This window comes from Williamsia sp. SKLECPSW1 (assembly GCF_054332755.1).
Map to the genome: position 1 here is coordinate 89,683 of NZ_JBTGLI010000001.1, position 15,747 is coordinate 105,429.

Annotated in this window: 16 protein-coding genes; 3 read left to right on the forward strand and 13 right to left on the reverse strand. The window is 70.6% G+C overall.

The features are described 5' to 3' along the window. Position 1 precedes the first annotated feature (1 nt). Positions 2-1,867 (reverse strand): translation elongation factor 4, encoded by a 1,866-nt coding sequence (gene lepA / locus ACXVUM_RS00430; RefSeq protein WP_458519921.1) that lies wholly within the window; start codon positions 1,865-1,867, stop codon positions 2-4. Positions 1,868-1,924: 57 nt separating this feature from the next. Here lepA and ACXVUM_RS00435 point away from each other — a divergent pair, with 57 nt between their 5' ends. Beyond that, positions 1,925-2,599, forward strand: a complete 675-nt coding sequence (locus tag ACXVUM_RS00435) for an alpha/beta hydrolase family protein (protein ID WP_458519922.1) — start codon at positions 1,925-1,927, stop codon at positions 2,597-2,599. A gap of 10 nt (positions 2,600-2,609) precedes the next feature. Then, positions 2,610-3,161 (forward strand): type II toxin-antitoxin system PemK/MazF family toxin, encoded by a 552-nt coding sequence (locus ACXVUM_RS00440; protein ID WP_458519923.1) that lies wholly within the window; start codon positions 2,610-2,612, stop codon positions 3,159-3,161. A gap of 87 nt (positions 3,162-3,248) precedes the next feature. Here the strand turns inward: ACXVUM_RS00440 and ACXVUM_RS00445 are convergent, their stop codons facing one another. From ACXVUM_RS00445 to ACXVUM_RS00460, 4 genes are all read right to left on the reverse strand, one after another. Further along, complete coding sequence (locus ACXVUM_RS00445) at positions 3,249-4,097, reverse strand: transglutaminase family protein (protein ID WP_458519924.1); 849 nt, start codon at positions 4,095-4,097, stop codon at positions 3,249-3,251. Then, complete coding sequence (locus ACXVUM_RS00450; protein ID WP_458519925.1) at positions 4,094-5,080, reverse strand: alpha-E domain-containing protein; 987 nt, start codon at positions 5,078-5,080, stop codon at positions 4,094-4,096. The genes ACXVUM_RS00445 and ACXVUM_RS00450 overlap by 4 nt, the downstream gene beginning before the upstream one ends. Beyond that, a complete protein-coding gene (locus ACXVUM_RS00455; RefSeq protein WP_458519926.1) occupies positions 5,077-6,810 on the reverse strand; it encodes a circularly permuted type 2 ATP-grasp protein in 1,734 nt (577 codons plus the stop codon). The genes ACXVUM_RS00450 and ACXVUM_RS00455 overlap by 4 nt, the downstream gene beginning before the upstream one ends. Positions 6,811-6,871: 61 nt before the next feature. Continuing rightward, the gene (locus tag ACXVUM_RS00460; protein ID WP_458519927.1) at positions 6,872-7,990 is read right to left on the reverse strand and encodes a sulfotransferase family protein; all 1,119 of its coding nucleotides are present in this window, start codon (positions 7,988-7,990) and stop codon (positions 6,872-6,874) included. Between the two features lie 333 nt (positions 7,991-8,323). Between ACXVUM_RS00460 and rpsT the strand changes: the two genes are divergently transcribed. After that, positions 8,324-8,584: a 30S ribosomal protein S20 gene (gene rpsT / locus ACXVUM_RS00465; protein WP_458519928.1), complete on the forward strand. Its 261-nt coding sequence runs from the start codon at positions 8,324-8,326 to the stop codon at positions 8,582-8,584. A gap of 98 nt (positions 8,585-8,682) precedes the next feature. Here rpsT and holA read toward each other — a convergent pair whose 3' ends face one another. From holA to nadD, 8 genes are all read right to left on the reverse strand, one after another. After that, positions 8,683-9,660 carry a DNA polymerase III subunit delta gene (gene holA, locus ACXVUM_RS00470; RefSeq protein ID WP_458519929.1) on the reverse strand — a complete coding sequence of 326 codons (978 nt, stop codon included), beginning with the start codon at positions 9,658-9,660 and terminating at the stop codon, positions 8,683-8,685. After that, complete coding sequence (locus ACXVUM_RS00475; RefSeq protein ID WP_458519930.1) at positions 9,563-11,158, reverse strand: ComEC/Rec2 family competence protein; 1,596 nt, start codon at positions 11,156-11,158, stop codon at positions 9,563-9,565. The genes holA and ACXVUM_RS00475 overlap by 98 nt, the downstream gene beginning before the upstream one ends. A gap of 1 nt (position 11,159) precedes the next feature. Beyond that, on the reverse strand, positions 11,160-12,188 hold the full coding sequence (locus ACXVUM_RS00480) for a ComEA family DNA-binding protein (RefSeq protein WP_458519931.1): 1,029 nt from the start codon (positions 12,186-12,188) through the stop codon (positions 11,160-11,162). 107 nt (positions 12,189-12,295) lie between these two features. Next, positions 12,296-13,159 carry a DegV family protein gene (locus tag ACXVUM_RS00485; RefSeq protein ID WP_458519932.1) on the reverse strand — a complete coding sequence of 288 codons (864 nt, stop codon included), beginning with the start codon at positions 13,157-13,159 and terminating at the stop codon, positions 12,296-12,298. Beyond that, positions 13,156-13,896: a diglucosylglycerate octanoyltransferase gene (gene octT, locus ACXVUM_RS00490; RefSeq protein ID WP_458519933.1), complete on the reverse strand. Its 741-nt coding sequence runs from the start codon at positions 13,894-13,896 to the stop codon at positions 13,156-13,158. The genes ACXVUM_RS00485 and octT overlap by 4 nt, the downstream gene beginning before the upstream one ends. After that, a complete protein-coding gene (locus tag ACXVUM_RS00495) occupies positions 13,893-14,555 on the reverse strand; it encodes a histidine phosphatase family protein (protein ID WP_458519934.1) in 663 nt (220 codons plus the stop codon). Before ACXVUM_RS00495 ends, octT begins: the two co-directional genes overlap by 4 nt. A 35-nt stretch (positions 14,556-14,590) precedes the next feature. Beyond that, entirely contained in the window at positions 14,591-14,953 is a 363-nt protein-coding gene (gene rsfS, locus ACXVUM_RS00500; RefSeq protein ID WP_458519935.1) for a ribosome silencing factor, read from the reverse strand. Further along, on the reverse strand, positions 14,950-15,747 hold the full coding sequence (nadD, locus tag ACXVUM_RS00505; RefSeq protein WP_458519936.1) for a nicotinate-nucleotide adenylyltransferase: 798 nt from the start codon (positions 15,745-15,747) through the stop codon (positions 14,950-14,952). The genes rsfS and nadD overlap by 4 nt, the downstream gene beginning before the upstream one ends.

Sequence of the window (15,747 nt, forward strand, 5' to 3'; positions counted from 1 at the left end):
GCTACTTCCCCTTCGCCTTGTCGGCGGGGGCGTCGGCGGACAGCGCCGCCACGAACGCCTCCTGCGGGACGTCGACGCGGCCGATGGTCTTCATCCGCTTCTTGCCTTCCTTCTGCTTCTCCAGCAGCTTGCGCTTGCGGCTGATGTCACCGCCGTAGCACTTGGCGAGCACGTCCTTGCGGATCGCCCGGATGTTCTCGCGCGCGATGATCTTCGAGCCGACCGCGGCCTGCACGGGCACCTCGAACTGCTGCCGCGGGATGAGCTCCTTGAGCTTGGTGGTCATCTTGTTGCCGTAGGCGAACGCCGAGTCCTTGTGCACGATCGCGCTGAACGCGTCGACGGCCTCGCCCTGCAGCAGGATGTCCACCTTCACCAGCGCCGCCTCCTGCTCACCGGCCTCCTCGTAGTCGAGGCTGGCGTAGCCGCGGGTGCGAGACTTCAACGAGTCGAAGAAATCGAAGATGATCTCGGCCATCGGCATCGTGTACCGCAGCTCGACGCGGGTCTCCGACAGGTAGTCCATCCCGCCGAGTTCCCCGCGGCGGGACTGGCACAGCTCCATGATCGTCCCGACGAACTCGCTCGGCGCGATGACCGTCGTCTTCACGATCGGCTCGAAGATGGCCTGCGCCTTGCCGTCCGGCCAGTCCGACGGGTTCGTCACGATCTGCTCGCGGCCGTCCTCACCGACGAGTCGGTACACGACGTTCGGTGCCGTCGAGATGAGGTCGAGCCCGAACTCGCGTTGCAGACGCTCGCGGGTGATCTCCATGTGCAGCAGACCCAGGAAGCCACACCGGAACCCGAATCCGAGCGCGACCGAGGTCTCCGGCTCCCAGGTGAGCGCTGCGTCGTTGAGCTGCAGCTTCTCGAGGGCCTCCCGCAGATCCGGGTAGTCGGATCCGTCGACGGGGTACAACCCGGAGTAGACCATCGGGCGCGGCTCGCGGTAACCGGTGAGCGCCTCGGTCGCTCCGTTGCGTGCCGAGGTGACGGTGTCGCCGACCTTCGACTGCCGCACGTCCTTGACGCCGGTGATGAGGTAGCCCACCTCACCCACGCCCAGACCGACGCTGGGCTTCGGCTCCGGCGAGACGATGCCCACCTCGAGCAGCTCATGTGTCGTGCCGGTCGACATCATCTCGATCTTCTCGCGGGGTGTCAGCGTGCCGTCGACGACGCGGACGTAGGTCACCACACCGCGGTAGGTGTCGTAGACGGAGTCGAAGATCATCGCCCGTGCGGGCGCGTCGGCGTCGCCGACCGGCGCGGGGACCGTCCGGACGACCTCGTCGAGCAGTTCCCCCACCCCGACACCGGTCTTGCCCGAGACCCGCAGCACGTCCTCGGGCTCGCAGCCGACGATGTGCGCGATCTCCGCGGCGTAGCGGTCCGGGTCGGCCGCGGGCAGGTCGATCTTGTTGAGGACCGGGATGATGGCGAGGTCGTTCTCCATCGCCAGGTACAGGTTGGCCAGCGTCTGCGCCTCGATGCCCTGCGCCGCGTCGACCAGCAACACCGCACCCTCACACGCCTCCAGCGCACGCGACACCTCGTAGGTGAAGTCGACGTGTCCGGGGGTGTCGATGAGGTGCATGACGTAGTCGGTGGTCACACCGTCCTGCGTCACCTGCCACGGCAGACGCACGTTCTGGGCCTTGATGGTGATGCCGCGCTCGCGCTCGATGTCCATCCGGTCGAGGTACTGGGCCCGCATCGCGCGCTCCTCGACGACGCCGGTGAGCTGCAGCATCCGATCGGCCAGGGTGGACTTCCCGTGGTCGATGTGGGCGATGATGCAGAAGTTCCGGATCCGCGACGGATCGGTGAACGTCGTGTCGGCAAAGCTGGGAATCGAACTCACTCCTCGTCGGTGGTCTTTCACCTGCAAGTTTCGCACGGCCCGGTACCGTGCCCGGACATGACCGCAGCCACCACGACCGCCGTGACCGGCGACGGGGTCGACGGGATCCTGCACCTGCCCGCGGGGCCGGTGCTCGCCGCGCTGGTCCTGACCCATGGTGCCGGGTCGAACCGGGACGCGCCGCTGCTGCGTCTGCTGGCCGCCGCGCTGGCCGATCGGGGCGTGGCCACCGCGCGGATCGACCTCCCCTACCGGCAGCGGCGGCCGAAGGGCCCGCCCAGCCCGTCGACGTCGCCCGCCGATCGCGACGGCATCGTCGCGGCGTGTGCGCTGATCCGGACACGATTCGACGACGTGCCGCTGCTCGTGGGCGGGCAGTCGTACGGCGGGCGGCAGGCGTCGATGGTCGTCGCCGAAGACGCGTCGGTCGCCGACGGACTCCTGCTCACCTCGTATCCGCTGCACCCGCCGGGCAAGCCCGATCGCGCCCGCGTCGAGCACCTCCCCCGGATCACGTGCCCGACGGTCGTCGTCCACGGCAGCTCGGATCCGTTCGCGACGACGGCCGAGATCACCGAGGCGATCGCACTCGTCCCGGGACCGGTGCGGCTCGTCGAGGTCGAGAAGACCGGGCACGACCTGCGCCCCGATCGGTCCCCCGCCGTCGAGTGGGCCGTCACCGCCGTGCTCGAGCACCTCGTCGGCGACCACCACGTCGGCGGTCGCGACTAGATTCGGGCCCATGCCCGCATGGAAGACCGCGATCCGACTCGCGCAGCAGTACGGCCCCCGCGTCTACCGGGAGTTGCAGCGCTCCGGCGCCATCGACAAGGGCCGCGAGGCGCTGACCTCGCGGCTCGGCAGCGCAGGCGCGACGACCGCGACAGGTCGCCCGGTGACCGACACCTCCCGGCCGACGGCCGACGCGGCGCGGCACATCGAGTACGCCCCGAAGCTCGACGGTGCCGCCGACCCCGGCGAGATCGTGTGGACCTGGGTGACGTTCGAGGAGGACGCGAACCAGGGCAAGGACCGACCGGTGCTGGTGGTCGGCCGCGACCACGACCGGCTCCTCGGACTGATGCTGTCGAGTCAGGAGCACCGGGCCGACGACGCCAACTGGACGGCGATCGGCCGCGGCGCGTGGGACGGCGGACACAAGGACAGCTACATCCGACTCGACCGTGTCCTCGACGTTCCCGAGCAGGGCATCCGCCGCGAGGGTGCCATCCTCGACCGCGGCCGGTTCGACGCCGTCGCCGACCGTCTGCGCCGCGAGTACGGCTGGCGCTGAGCCGAACACCCCCGTCACCTCACGCCAGACGGGTGATCTCCACTGCGCGATCCCAGCGCGGAGATCACACCAACCGCCCCCGTCATCTCACGCCAGACGCGTGATCTCCACGACGACATCGAGGTCGGTTGCTCCGCCGCCGGTGTAGATGCCTTTCAGCGGGGGGACGTCGGAGTAGTCACGGCCGATGCCGACCGACACGTGCTGCTCGTTGATCGTCACGTCGTTGGTGGGGTCGTATCCCCACCACGCCCCGGTCCACGCCTCGATCCAGGCGTGGCTCTGGCCCTCCACCGTCTCGTCGATCACCGCATCACGACTGGGGTGGAGGTAGCCGGAGACGTAGCGCGCGGGAATCCGCAACGCGCGCAACATCAACAGGGTCAGGTGGGCGTAGTCCTGACAGACGCCCTTGCGCTCACCCCACGCGTCGACCGCCGTCGTGTGCACACCGGTGGTCCCGGGGACGTACTCCATCTCCGCGTGCACCCAGGAACACACGGCCTCCACCGTCTCCTCCAGGGTCAGCCCTTTCGCGAGGCGGCGGGCCTGGGCGGCGAGCTGCCGGTTGCGGGGGACGAAGTCGGTGGGCACGAGGTACTCGTCGAAACGGTCCACCACATAGGGGTTCTCGAGGTCATCCCATCCGAGATCGTCCGCACCCTCCGGTCGATCGCCGGGCTCGGTCTCGACGACCGACGACCCCGACACCTCGAGTTCCTCGTGCGGGGCGTGCAGGTCGAAGGCGGTGACCGCGGTACCCCAGTAGTCGGTGTAGCGATAGGACCGTGTCGCCGGGACCGTCTCGACCCGGTTGACGATGACGTTCTGGCGGGCGTCGCTCCGGGGCGTCAGACGTGCCTCGTTGTACGACGACGTGACCGGCGCGTTGTACGCGAACCCGGTGGAATGGACGACGCGCATCCGCCAGCTCACAGTTCACTCTCCTCGATGAAGTGGTCCTCGCCGGCCCGTGCCCGGACATCGGCCCAGGCCACATACGGCGTGACGTGGAAGTACTGCTGGGTCACCGCCTCGTTCACGTCGCGGCAGGTCTGCTGCAGGGTCAGCAGTCGGTTCTGCAGGTCGTCGAGGAGAACCCCGGGTTGCATGAACTCCAGACTGCTGCGCGCCCGGCCGAGCAGTCGCTGCGCCTCGGCCCGCGCACCGACGCGGCTGTTGGGACGGTTGTCCAGCTCCATCAGGCACTGCTCGGCGAGCGTGATGGCGTGGAACACCGACCGCGGGAACAACCGGTCGAGCAACATGAACTCGACGACGCGCGGTGCGTCGAGGGCGCCGCGGTAGGTCCGCAGGTAGGTGTCGTGGGCGCCTGCAGACCGCAGCACCGTCACCCAGGTCGGTGACCCGGACCGATCTCCCGCGCGGGACAACAGCATCCGGATGGTCATGTCGACGCGTTCGACCGACCGACCGAGCAGCAGGAACCGGTACCCGTCGTCGTGGCTGAGCGTCGCGTCGGCCAGACCGGCGAACATCGCGGCGCGGTTCTTCACGTAGGCGAGGAACTCGTAGGGACCGAGTTTGCGTGCCGCGCGTTCGGCGTCGGAGAGTCCGTTGTAGGTCGTGTTGAGACACTCCCACATCTCGCTCGACGTGACCTCCCGTGCACCCCGGGCGTTCTCACGTCCCGCGGCGATGCAGTTCACGATCGACCCGTTCGCGCCCTTGTCGTAGGCGACGCGTTCGGTGAGCGCCCAGACGTCGTACTGCGAGACGTCGGGCTCGTCCTCCATCCCGAGCACCTGCAGCACGAGACGGCAGGTGCGGTCCGGGTCGACGGTCGCGTCCTCGAGCAACTGGTGCACGGCGACGTCGAGGATGCGGGCGGTGTCGTCCGCACGTTCGACGTATCGACCGATCCAGTAGAGCGATTCGGCGTTGCGCGCGAGCATCATCGGTCGCCACCACCGAACTCGACCTGCTGCTGCTGTTGTTGTTGCTGCTGCTGGCTCGCGAGCATCTCGGGGCCCTGCTCGGTGGACTGCGTGGTGCGCGGCAGATCCGCCGACCGCACCAGCTCCTCCCCCGCCAACTCCTGCTCGGACGCCGACGTCCGCGACGCCAGCACCCAGGTGTCCTTCGATCCGCCGCCCTGCGAGGAGTTCACCACCAGCGACCCCTCGGGAAGCGCGACGCGCGTCAGGCCGCCGGGCAGCACCCACACCGACTCACCGTCGTTGACGGCGAAGGGACGGAGGTCCACGTGACGCGGCGCCAACGAGTCGCCGATCTTGGTGGGCACGGTCGACAGCTGGACGACCGGCTGGGCGATCCAGCCACGCGGGTCGGCACGGACCTTGCGCGCCAACGAGTCCAGCTCCGCGCCGGTCGCATCGGGGCCGAAGACGATCCCGTAACCGCCCGATCCCTCGACGGGTTTGACCACCAGTTCGTCGATCCGGTCGAGGACCTCCTCGCGCTCGTCCTCGAGCCAGCACCGCAGGGTGTCGACGTTGCCGAGGATCGGCTTCTCCCCCAGGTAGTACTCGATGATCTCCGGGACGTAGGTGTAGACGAGCTTGTCGTCGCCGACCCCGTTGCCGACAGCGCTGGAGATGACGACGTTGCCGGCGCGGGCGGCGTTGACCAGTCCGGCCACCCCGAGCATCGAGTCCGGGCGGAACTGCATCGGGTCGAGGTAGTCGTCGTCGATGCGGCGGTAGATGACGTCGACCCGCTGCTCACCTTCGGTGGTGCGCATGTAGACGACGTTGTCGCGGCAGAACAGGTCGCGTCCCTCGACCAGCTCGACACCCATCTGGCGGGCGAGCAACGAATGCTCGAAGTAGGCGGAGTTCGCCACACCGGGGGTGAGCACCACGACGTTCGGGTCGGCCTCGTTGAAGGCCGCGGACGCACGCAACGCCTTGAGGAGTTGGCTGGAGTAGTCGGCGACGGCTCGCACGCGGTGGCTGGAGAACAGGTCCGGGAAGACCCGCGCCATCGTCCGGCGGTTCTCCATCACATACGACACGCCCGACGGCGACCGCAGGTTGTCCTCGAGGACGCGGAAGTCGCCGTGTTCGTCGCGGATGAGATCGATTCCGGCGACGTGGATCCGGACACCGTTCGGCGGCTTTATCCCGACGGCCTGCCGGTGGAAGTGCTCGCACGAGGTGACCAGGCGTTTGGGCACCACACCGTCGCGCAGGATCTCCTGCTCGTCGTAGATGTCGTCGAGGAACATCTCCAACGCCTGGACGCGCTGGGTGATGCCCCGCTCGAGCTTCGACCACTCCGACGCCGAGATGACGCGCGGGACGACGTCGAGGGGGAACGGACGCTCCTTGCCCGACAGCGAGAAGGTGATGCCCTGGTCGATGAACGCCCGTCCGAGAGCATCCACCCGGGTCTCGAGGTCGGCACGATCGGTGGGCGCCAGCGCCTTGTGGATCCCGCGATACGGGGTGCGCACCTCGTCGTCGTGGTCGAACATCTCGTCGAAGGCGTTGGCGTACGGCCCTTTCGAATATCCTTCGAACAGGCCGGTCGTGCCCTGGGGGCGCGTTTTCGCCGACCGTCCCGGCGACGCCTTCTTCGCGGAGTTCTTGCGTTCGGCCGAGGTGCGACCCTTGCCGGCGCTCGTGGACTGGGATCGTTTGTCGACCGAACTGGCGGGGCTCATCGCCCCATGGTGCTACAGATACCTCGTCCCGGCATGAGGTTGCGGTCGCACGAACCGGTTCTCAGCCCCGGCGGGCGCGCATGCGAGCCGCCGCGAGGTGCCGATAGCCGCTGCGCAGAACGGACTTCACACGCCTGCCGACCGTGCGCTCCTCCGTGGGGAGCGGCATGCGCCGAAGGGTCTCGGCGAGGCTCGTCACGGCGCACTCGAGCACCTCGTCGGGTGTCGGGTCCTCGGAGTCGTCTCGGGTCGACGTCGGGTCCACCCGCAGTTCGTCGAGGTCGCCGACGACGTCGAACCCGGCGGATCGGACGTCGGCGATCATGTCCTGCGCCTGATGCGATGCCCACGACGCCTGTTCCCGGGTCAACACCTTCCCGGGTCCACGGGGGGTCTCGAACAACACACCGCCGATGAGGTGGCGTTTGACGGCACGTTCGTACCGGTCCCACGTGATCGCGTCGGGCTGCAGGTGCTCGTTGAGGCGCCGCACCAACTCCGTCTGCACCGGGGACAACGAGGCGTTCGACGGCGGCACCGGGCGGTCGAGGGCGACCGGGTCGACGCCGAGCAGACCGCAGAACCGGGCCCACAGCGACGACCCGTCGACGCCGGGCGGCGGCACCGTGACGAGGTGCACCCGGTCCGGTGGCAGGTCGCGACCCCAGGTGCGCAGGATCTCCACGTGGTCCTGGAACTCCCAGAACGGGTCCTGCTGCTCACGCGGCAGTTCACGGAGACCGGTGACGAACTCGTCGAGCGTCGTCCGATGCTGGTTCTTGACGTTCTCCTGCCACACCGACGGGATCTGTCGGGCGAGATCACGGACGGTCGCCACGACGTGGACCTCCGCCGGGGCGAGGTCGTCCATGACCCGGCGCACCACCGACTCGTCGGCGGTGGCCAGCAACTCGTGGGAGATCACCGACGTCCCCGGCCACCCACGCACCGCGTCGACCAGACGCGGCCAGGCGCCGGCCTGTGCCGGGTCGACCCAGTCGAGGTACCGACCGGGCTGCAGGTGCACGGCAGCGTGGAAGTGGTCGTCGATCGCGTCGCCGGGATAGAGCAGCCCCCCGGTACGCAGCGCCACGTCCCGATTGCGCCACAGTCGGTCCTGCAGGTAGGTGGTACCCGTCTTGGGCACACCCACATGGACGAACACGACAGGACCCGCCACGTCAGCGGACCATGGAGGACGGTCTGGACACGGGCGAAGAGGTCATCCCCCGACCATGCCAGATCCGTCCGGAACGGGGCATTCGGCGCGATGACCTGACAGGAGACTCCCAATTTTCCGCGACGTCGACGGGATTTGGGCGCAGACCTGCGCCGCTGGTAACCTGATCGGTCGGTGCCCACGCCGGAGCCCAGGCTCGTCGGCGGGGACGACCAGAGACTTCCGTGACGGATCCCGTTCGGCGGGACGTCCTCGACAGAACCGCGGCCGCCAGGCCGCGACACGATCACAGCGGCCGCCCGGCCGCGACGACGAGCATGAGGTGCTAGGCGCGTGGCAAACATCAAGTCGCAGATGAAGCGGATCCGTACCAACGAGATCGCCCGTCAGCGGAACCAGTCTGTGAAGTCGTCCCTGCGTACCGCGATCCGCAACTTCCGCGACGCGGTGTCGGCGGGCGAGAAGGACAAGGCGTCCGAACTGCTGGTCAGCACGAGCCGCGCGCTCGACAAGGCGGCCGGCAAGGGCGTCATCCACGCCAACCAGGCGGCCAACAAGAAGTCCGCGATGGCGATCGCGCTCAACAAGCTCTGAGGGATTCTCCGCCGACGGCGGACTCCTCGATCCGGCCCGGATCCGCGTCTCGCGGATCCGGGCCGGTGTCGTCGGTGCACCCCCGGGCTTCGCCGCGGTCAGCGGCCGCCGTGCACGGACGGCCGTAGGTCCGCGACCGCGGCGACCGCCCGCTGCAGGCTGTAGTCGGGGTCAGGAGCCTGACCCTTGACGTCGCCGTTGAGCGTCGCGACGATCCCCATCGCCGTGGCGACGGCCTCCGACGTCCACCCCTGCGCCTGACCGGCGACCTTGCGCACCCGCCAGGGCGGCATGCCCAGCTCTGCCGCCGACGAGTTCGCGTCCCGCCCACCGACCGACCGCACCCGGGCGATCGCGTGGACGGCTTCGGCGAGCGCGTCGGCGACGAGGACGTGCGCGACACCGTGATGTCCCGCCCACGCCAACGCCTCGAGCGCCTCTGCCTTCTTGCCGGTCACGGCGGCGTCGGCGATCTCGAACCCGGTGACCTCCGGGCGGCCCGAGTAGTAGACGTCGATCGCCGCAGCGTCGACCTTGCCACCGGTGTCGGCGACGAGCTGGCTGCACGCCGCGGCGAGTTCGCGCAGATCGGCACGGACGGTCTCGACGAGACGCGCCGCCACCTCACCCGAGACCTTCACCCCGTGCGACGAGAACTCCGCGGTCACGAACGCGATGCGGTCCCCCACGCGGGTGATGGGTGCGCAGTCGTGCACCTGCGCACCCGCCTTCCGGAGCGCCGCGGGCATGGTCTTGGTGCGGCCGCCGCCGGAGTGGGCGACCGCGAGCGTGATCCCGTCGGGCAGGTCCTGCGCCGCAGTGGTGATCGCCGCCGCCGGTTCCTTGCCCGCGTCCGCGGCGGACTCCACCACGACTATGCGCGCGTCGCCGAACAGCGACGGACTGAGCAGCTCGACGAGTTCGTGTTCACCGACGTCACCCGCACGGACACGGGTGACGGGCACATCGGTACCCGCGTCACGGATCGCCACGGCCCGGATGGCCCCGACCGCGCGCTCGGTCAGGAAGTCGTCGTCGCCGAGGACGAGGTGCAGGCGGTCGCTCACGGTGCCCATGCTGCCAGCGGGCCCCGACAGCGTCGTCGGCGGTGCGTCGTCGCGACCACACCACCACGACCGCCACCCCGCATGCGATCACCGTCGCGGTGACCACCGCGCCGATCGCACCGTCGGGTACGGAGATCGATGCACCGGGTACGTCGGCGAGACCGTCGGCCACCACCACCATCCACCAGAGTTCGGGGCCGGTGAGTCGCGCGAGGATCTGCGCGAGGACCGCGGCGAACCCCGTGCACACCGCGGCCGCCGTGCCCAGCACCGTGATCGGTGCGACCACCGGTGCGACGACGATGTTCGCCACCACACCGACAACGCTCACCGATCCCGCGAACAGCACGACGAGCGGTGTGGTCACCACCTGCGCTGTCGCCGCGATGGCGATCGGCTCGGCCACGAGACGAGGCACGTGACCATCCACCAACGCGTCCCGCACCCGCGGGGCTGCGACGACGAGTCCCGCGGTGGCCGCCACCGACAACGCGAACCCGGGATCGACGGCCATCGCCGGCCAGAGCCCGAGGACGGCGACCACGGCTGTGCACAACGCCGGGACCGGTTGGCCGTCGCGGCGGGCGGCCAGCGCGAGCATCCCCACCACGCCCATCACGGCGGCCCGCACCACGCTCGGTGACGGCCGGACGACGATCACGAACACCGCCACCACCGCGATCGCCAGGGCGACGGCCGCACCTCTCGGGACACCGCACATCCGGAGCACCACCAGCACGGTCCCGGCGACGATCGCGACGTTCGCCCCCGACACGGCAACGAGGTGACTCAACCCGCAGCGTCGGAAGTCGTCGACGAGGGCGTCGTCGAGGCCCCCGACGTCGCCGATCACCATGCCGGGCAACAGACCCGACTCGCGCGCGGGCAGCGCGATCCGACTCGTCGCCGACAACCGCGATCGCACCCCGGCGGCCCATCGTTGGTGGCCCGGCGGCGGCCGCGCGGCACGCGGCGGACCCGATGCGCGCAGTACCGCAGCCGTGAGGTCGCGACGTTGCGGCGGCGTCACGGTGACGACGGCGAGGACGTGCTGACCGGGCAGCAGCGCCTCCCACCCCGACGCCGGGGCGGTCACGGTGACGGGCACGCGACCACCGTGCTCACCCACCGGGACCGCACGCCCCGACACCCGCACCCGCTGCGGCCCGGGGCCGCGCACCATCCTCGGATCGTCGGTGATCACGAGATCCACGGTGGTCTTGTGCCCCATGAACACGGTTGCCATCGGGGCCGTCTGGACCGCGTGGGCGCGGACGGCGACCGCGACCGCGAAACCGACGGTGACACCGGACCCCGCGAGGACCGTCCACACCACCGCACGCGTCATCAGCCCCCGGACGGCGAGCGCGAGGACGACGACCACCACGAGGGCGACCGTCAGCGCCGTCGCCAGCGCGGCACCCCACCCACCGACGATCCCGACGACGGTCACCACCCAGCAGCCCGCGGCCGGGCCCACCAGCCGGAGATCGGCGGCCGGGCGCATCTCAGCCCACCGTGACCAGCTCGCGCAGCGTCGCGAGGCGGGCGGGTCCGATCCCGTCGACCTCGGCGAGCTGGTCCACCGACGTGAACCGGCCGTTGCGCTGACGCCACTCGAGGATCGCCGCCGCCGTCTTCGGCCCCACGCCGGGGAGCGTGTCGAGCGCCGCCTCGTCCGCGGAGTTCAGGTCGACGCGGCCACCTCCACCCGACGCCGCCGGCGGCGCCCCGGCAGACGACCGTGCCGGCCCGGTGGATCCGGATGTCGGGCCACCTGCCCCCGCACCGCTGACGACCGCGCTCCGCAGTGCCGGCCCACCTGCGGGATCGGCGTAACCGACGAGGACCTGGTCACCGTCGTGGAGTTGCTGGGCCATGTTGAGCCCCAGCAGGTCTGCGCCCGGACGTCCGCCTCCGGCCCGTGCGATGGCGTCGGCGATGCGGGCCGTCGGCGGCACACGGACCAGCCCCGGCGACCGGACGAGACCGACGACGCTGACGACCAGGTCCGCCGGTGGCGGTGGCGCGGTCGGTGATCCCGTCGCCGTCGCGGACCCGGACCGCGCTGACGCGGTCGTCGACGCGGGACTCACCGGCCCTGCGGCCGCCGGGAACGCGACCGAGGTCGGGACGTCGTCGGACGCGCCGGACACCACGGTCACGATCGTCACGACGCAGGCGAGCACACCGATCACGACCAGCGCGATCGCCGCCGGCGGGGCGGTCAGGACACGGTCGCGGCGCCGCGGGCGGCGGGTGAGGTCGTCGTCGAGCGGGGATCGGGCGGGGACGTCGTCGATCCAGCGGGGCAGCGCAGGGCCGCCGCCCGGTAGACCGACCTCGCCCGGCGCGTCCCAGGACCACGACGACTCCGCGGCGGCGAACCGGTCGGTCGCCACGTCGTCGTCCGGCACGGCGCCCGGGCGGTCGAGGAGGAGGTCGCTCGACGCACCGGGCGGCATCGCCGGGGGCGGGACCGCCGCGAGCCGGGCCAGCACATCGGGTCGCCCGTCACGGGTCGCGCGGAGGTACATGCGGCGACGGTAGGACCGGGTGGCGACCCACGCGGCGACGTCGAGGCCCCCACCCCGAGTTGCTGTGCACAGACAGCGATCTGGGGACGGCGCTGATGCGTCGCCGACTACTGCGCGGGCGCGTACCCCTCGATGGGGTCCAGCCCGGGGCACACCACGACCCCGACCGCACCGGTCCCGGTGTGTGCGGTCAGCACCGGCCCCAGGTCGGTGACGACCGCCGACGTCACCACGCGCAGCTTCTCGGTGAGTCGCTCCAGCACCTCGGCCGCGGTGTCGGCGGCGTCGGCGTGGACGATCCCGACCGTCGTCGGCTGTCGGTCGGCCGAGGTCACCGCAGTGGACACCATGGAGTGCAGCGCCTTGGAGAAGGTGCGTTGCCGCTCGGCGAGCACGAGGCTCCCGTCGACGATGCGCAACACCGGCTTGATCGACAGCGCGGTACCGAAAAGTCGTGTGGCGGCACCGATCCGGCCGCTCGCGCGGAGACGTCCGAGGTCGGCGACACAGACCAGCGTCTCGCTCGTCGACGCCGCGCGGATCGCCGCCTCGTACACTCGGTCCATGTCGCCGCCACCCCGCGCGACCTGCGCGGCGGCGACCGCGGCGAACCCGACCGCCAGCCCGACCGACCGCGTGTCGACGACGCGTACACGGCCGGGGAACGCCTCCGCCGCCAGACGCGCCGAACTCCAGGTCCCGCTCAGCTTGCGGCTCATCGACACAGCGACGACCCCGTCGCCGTCGCTGTCGGCGACGGCCGTCTCGAACACCGCGGTCAGATCCGCGGGGGTGGCGCCGGAGGTCGTCGTCCCGGGGCGGTCGTAGACGTCGGGACCGATCTCGTCGACGCCCTCGGCGAGATCCGCATCGCCGGTGAGGACGTGCAACGGGACCTGACGGATGTCGTAGTGGTCCCGGATCGGGGCGGGCAGCCGCGCCGAGGAGTCGGTCACCACGACGACGGTCACGGCGCCAGCCTAGGCGATCGCACGAGAGGTGCGACGACGCCCGCGACCTCGGCGGCGATGTCCCGGTGGCAGGCGAACCCCCAGTGGATGCCGTCGGGGTTCTGTTCCCCCTCGACGTCGAACCAGCGGGCGGTCGCCGGGTAGAAGTCGGCGGTCGGCACCCCGTGGTGTGCGGCCCACCGGCGCATCGCCGCGGTGTGCCCGGCGCGGGCGGTGTGCACCCGCCCGTAGTGGACGCTGTCGTGGGTCGAGGGAAGGCACAGCACGACGGGCAGGTCGGGGCGCACCGCGGCCACCGCCCCGCGGATCTTCTCCAGGTACTCCACCGTCACGCGGGCGGGCAGCGCGACGGGCCATCCCAGCGGGGAGAACGTGGGCTGTACCCATCCGTAGAGATCGCGGACGCGCTGGCGGAGCCAGGCCGGCCGGAGGTAGCGGATCTGCTCACGCAAGGCGGTCGGCAGCGGCGACGGCAGGGTGTCCATCCCGCCGATCGCGAGCACCAGCACCTGCGCGCGCGGGACGGCCGCCCAGATCCGTGGGTCCTGGGTCAGCGCCCACCACACGTCCCGGGTGGTCCACCCGATCCGTCCGAACAACTCGACCGACGCCCCGACCGCCTCGCCGACGAGGTTCGGCCAGATCCGAGCGTCGTCGGCGGGCAACCCCCCGGTCGGCCCGTAGTAGGCGAGCGAATCCGAGAGGATCAGCAGGTGACCGTCGGCCGGGCCACTCATTGCACGGCGGCGTCGGCGACGGCCGCGGAGGCGTTCCACACGTCCAACCGCCACACCGGCTCCGCGCCGTGACCGCTCAGCTGCACCCAGCTGGTGTTCGCCAGGCCGCCGAACACCGGCCACGACTGCACCGGGAGCCCCAGCAGGGAGGCGGTCATCGCCGCGATGACCCCACCGTGGGCCACCAACACGACGGGGTTGTCGGCGTCGGCGCCGCTCCCCCACTCGGGCAGACGGTCGATCAGCTCGGTCACGACCGGCGTGCTCCGCGCGGCGACGTCGACACGGCTCTCCCCGCCCGGTGGACGCCAGGCGGCGTCGTCGCGCCACGTCGACCGCGCACCGGGCATCTGGTCGTCGACCTCGGTGTGCGACATGCCCTGCCACTCGCCGAGATGGGTCTCCCGCAGTCGACGGTCGGTGGTGACCACCCCGCCACACGCATCGGCGAGTGCGACCGCGGTGTCGTAGGCGCGGCGCAGGTCCGAGGCGATGATCATCCGCGGCGACCGGTCGGCCAGTGACGCCGCAGCCGTCGCGGCCTGACGCACACCGAGTTCCGACAGGTCGGTGTCGAGCTGACCCTGCATCCGCCCGGTCGCGTTGTACTCGGTCTGCCCGTGCCGCAACAGGATCAGACGGCGGACGACCGGTGTCATCCTCTCCACCGCGCTGTCAGACGTGTCGGGACATCTCACGTCAGCGTCTCGGGGTCGACGACGGGACAGTCCTTCCAGAGCCGTTCCAGCGCATAGAACTCCCGCTCGTCGCTGTGCTGGATGTGCACGACGATCTCGGCGTAGTCGAGCAGCGTCCAGCGCCCCTCACGGGCGCCCTCACGGCGCAGCGGCTTGTGCCCGGCCTCGCGCAGTTTCTCCTCGACGGCGTCGACGATGGCACCGACCTGTCGTTCGTTGTTCGCCGAGGCGATGACGAACAGGTCGGTGATGACGAGTTGTTCGGAGACGTCGATGACGACGACGTCGTCGGCGAGCTTGTCCGACGCGGCGTCGGCGGCGATCTTGGCCATGGCCAACGCCTCGGGTGTCGCTGTCACGGTGTTCCTTTCGTCGTGAACGGCGGCGGGGTGCCGGTCGTCGGGTCCGGCTGCTGCAGATCATGCCGGTCTGGGTCCTCGTGCGCCGACGGCCCGGACACGCCACGGCGGCCCGGCCGGGTCCGGTAGAGACGGCGTTTGCTGATGTACTGCACGACCCCGTCGGGCACGAGATACCAGATGGGGCGGCCGTCACGGGCTCGGGTGCGGCAGTCGGTGGAGGAGATCGCCAGCGCCGGCACCTCGATGAGGTGCAGCGAGTCCGGCGGCAGGTTCTGCAGATGCGCGCCGAGATGCGCCGCACCCAGCTCGTACCCGGGCCGGCTGACACCGACGAACGCGGCCAGGGAGAACAGCTCCTCCCAGTCGTGCCAGGTGAGGATCGACGCCAGTGCGTCGGCGCCGGTGATGAAGAACTGGTCGGCGTCGGGGTGGAGTCGGCGCAGGTCCCGCAACGTGTCGACCGTGTAGGTGTTGCCCTCGCGCTCGATGTCGACGCGGCTGACGGAGAATCGCGGGTTCGCCGCGGTCGCGACGACCGTCATCAGGTACCGGTCCTCGGCGGGGCTGACCGGGCGGGCTGCCGGTTCACCGGGTCCGCCGTCCGCCCCGGCCTTCTGCCAGGGACGTCCGGTCGGGACGAAGATGACCTCGTCGAGGTCGAAGCGGTCGGCGACCTCGTTGGCCGCGACGAGGTGGCCGTTGTGGATGGGGTCGAAGGTCCCACCCATCACACCGATGCGACGGCGACGGTCGCCGACGGGAGGGGGCGGGGCGCCACCGGCGACGGGCAT

Excerpts from the sequence above, each read along its gene's own strand:
- ACXVUM_RS00475 (WP_458519930.1), bottom strand. The coding sequence starts at position 11,158 with ATGCGCCCGGCCGCCGATCTCCGGCTGGTGGGCCCGGCCGCGGGCTGC.
- ACXVUM_RS00450 (WP_458519925.1), bottom strand. The coding sequence starts at position 5,080 with ATGATGCTCGCGCGCAACGCCGAATCGCTCTACTGGATCGGTCGATAC.
- octT (WP_458519933.1), bottom strand. The coding sequence starts at position 13,896 with ATGAGTGGCCCGGCCGACGGTCACCTGCTGATCCTCTCGGATTCGCTC.
- ACXVUM_RS00480 (WP_458519931.1), bottom strand. The coding sequence starts at position 12,188 with ATGTACCTCCGCGCGACCCGTGACGGGCGACCCGATGTGCTGGCCCGG.
- ACXVUM_RS00495 (WP_458519934.1), bottom strand. The coding sequence starts at position 14,555 with ATGACACCGGTCGTCCGCCGTCTGATCCTGTTGCGGCACGGGCAGACC.
- ACXVUM_RS00435 (WP_458519922.1), top strand. The coding sequence starts at position 1,925 with ATGACCGCAGCCACCACGACCGCCGTGACCGGCGACGGGGTCGACGGG.
- holA (WP_458519929.1), bottom strand. The coding sequence starts at position 9,660 with ATGGGCACCGTGAGCGACCGCCTGCACCTCGTCCTCGGCGACGACGAC.
- nadD (WP_458519936.1), bottom strand. The coding sequence starts at position 15,747 with ATGCCCGTCGCCGGTGGCGCCCCGCCCCCTCCCGTCGGCGACCGTCGC.
- ACXVUM_RS00455 (WP_458519926.1), bottom strand. The coding sequence starts at position 6,810 with ATGAGCCCCGCCAGTTCGGTCGACAAACGATCCCAGTCCACGAGCGCC.
- ACXVUM_RS00440 (WP_458519923.1), top strand. The coding sequence starts at position 2,610 with ATGCCCGCATGGAAGACCGCGATCCGACTCGCGCAGCAGTACGGCCCC.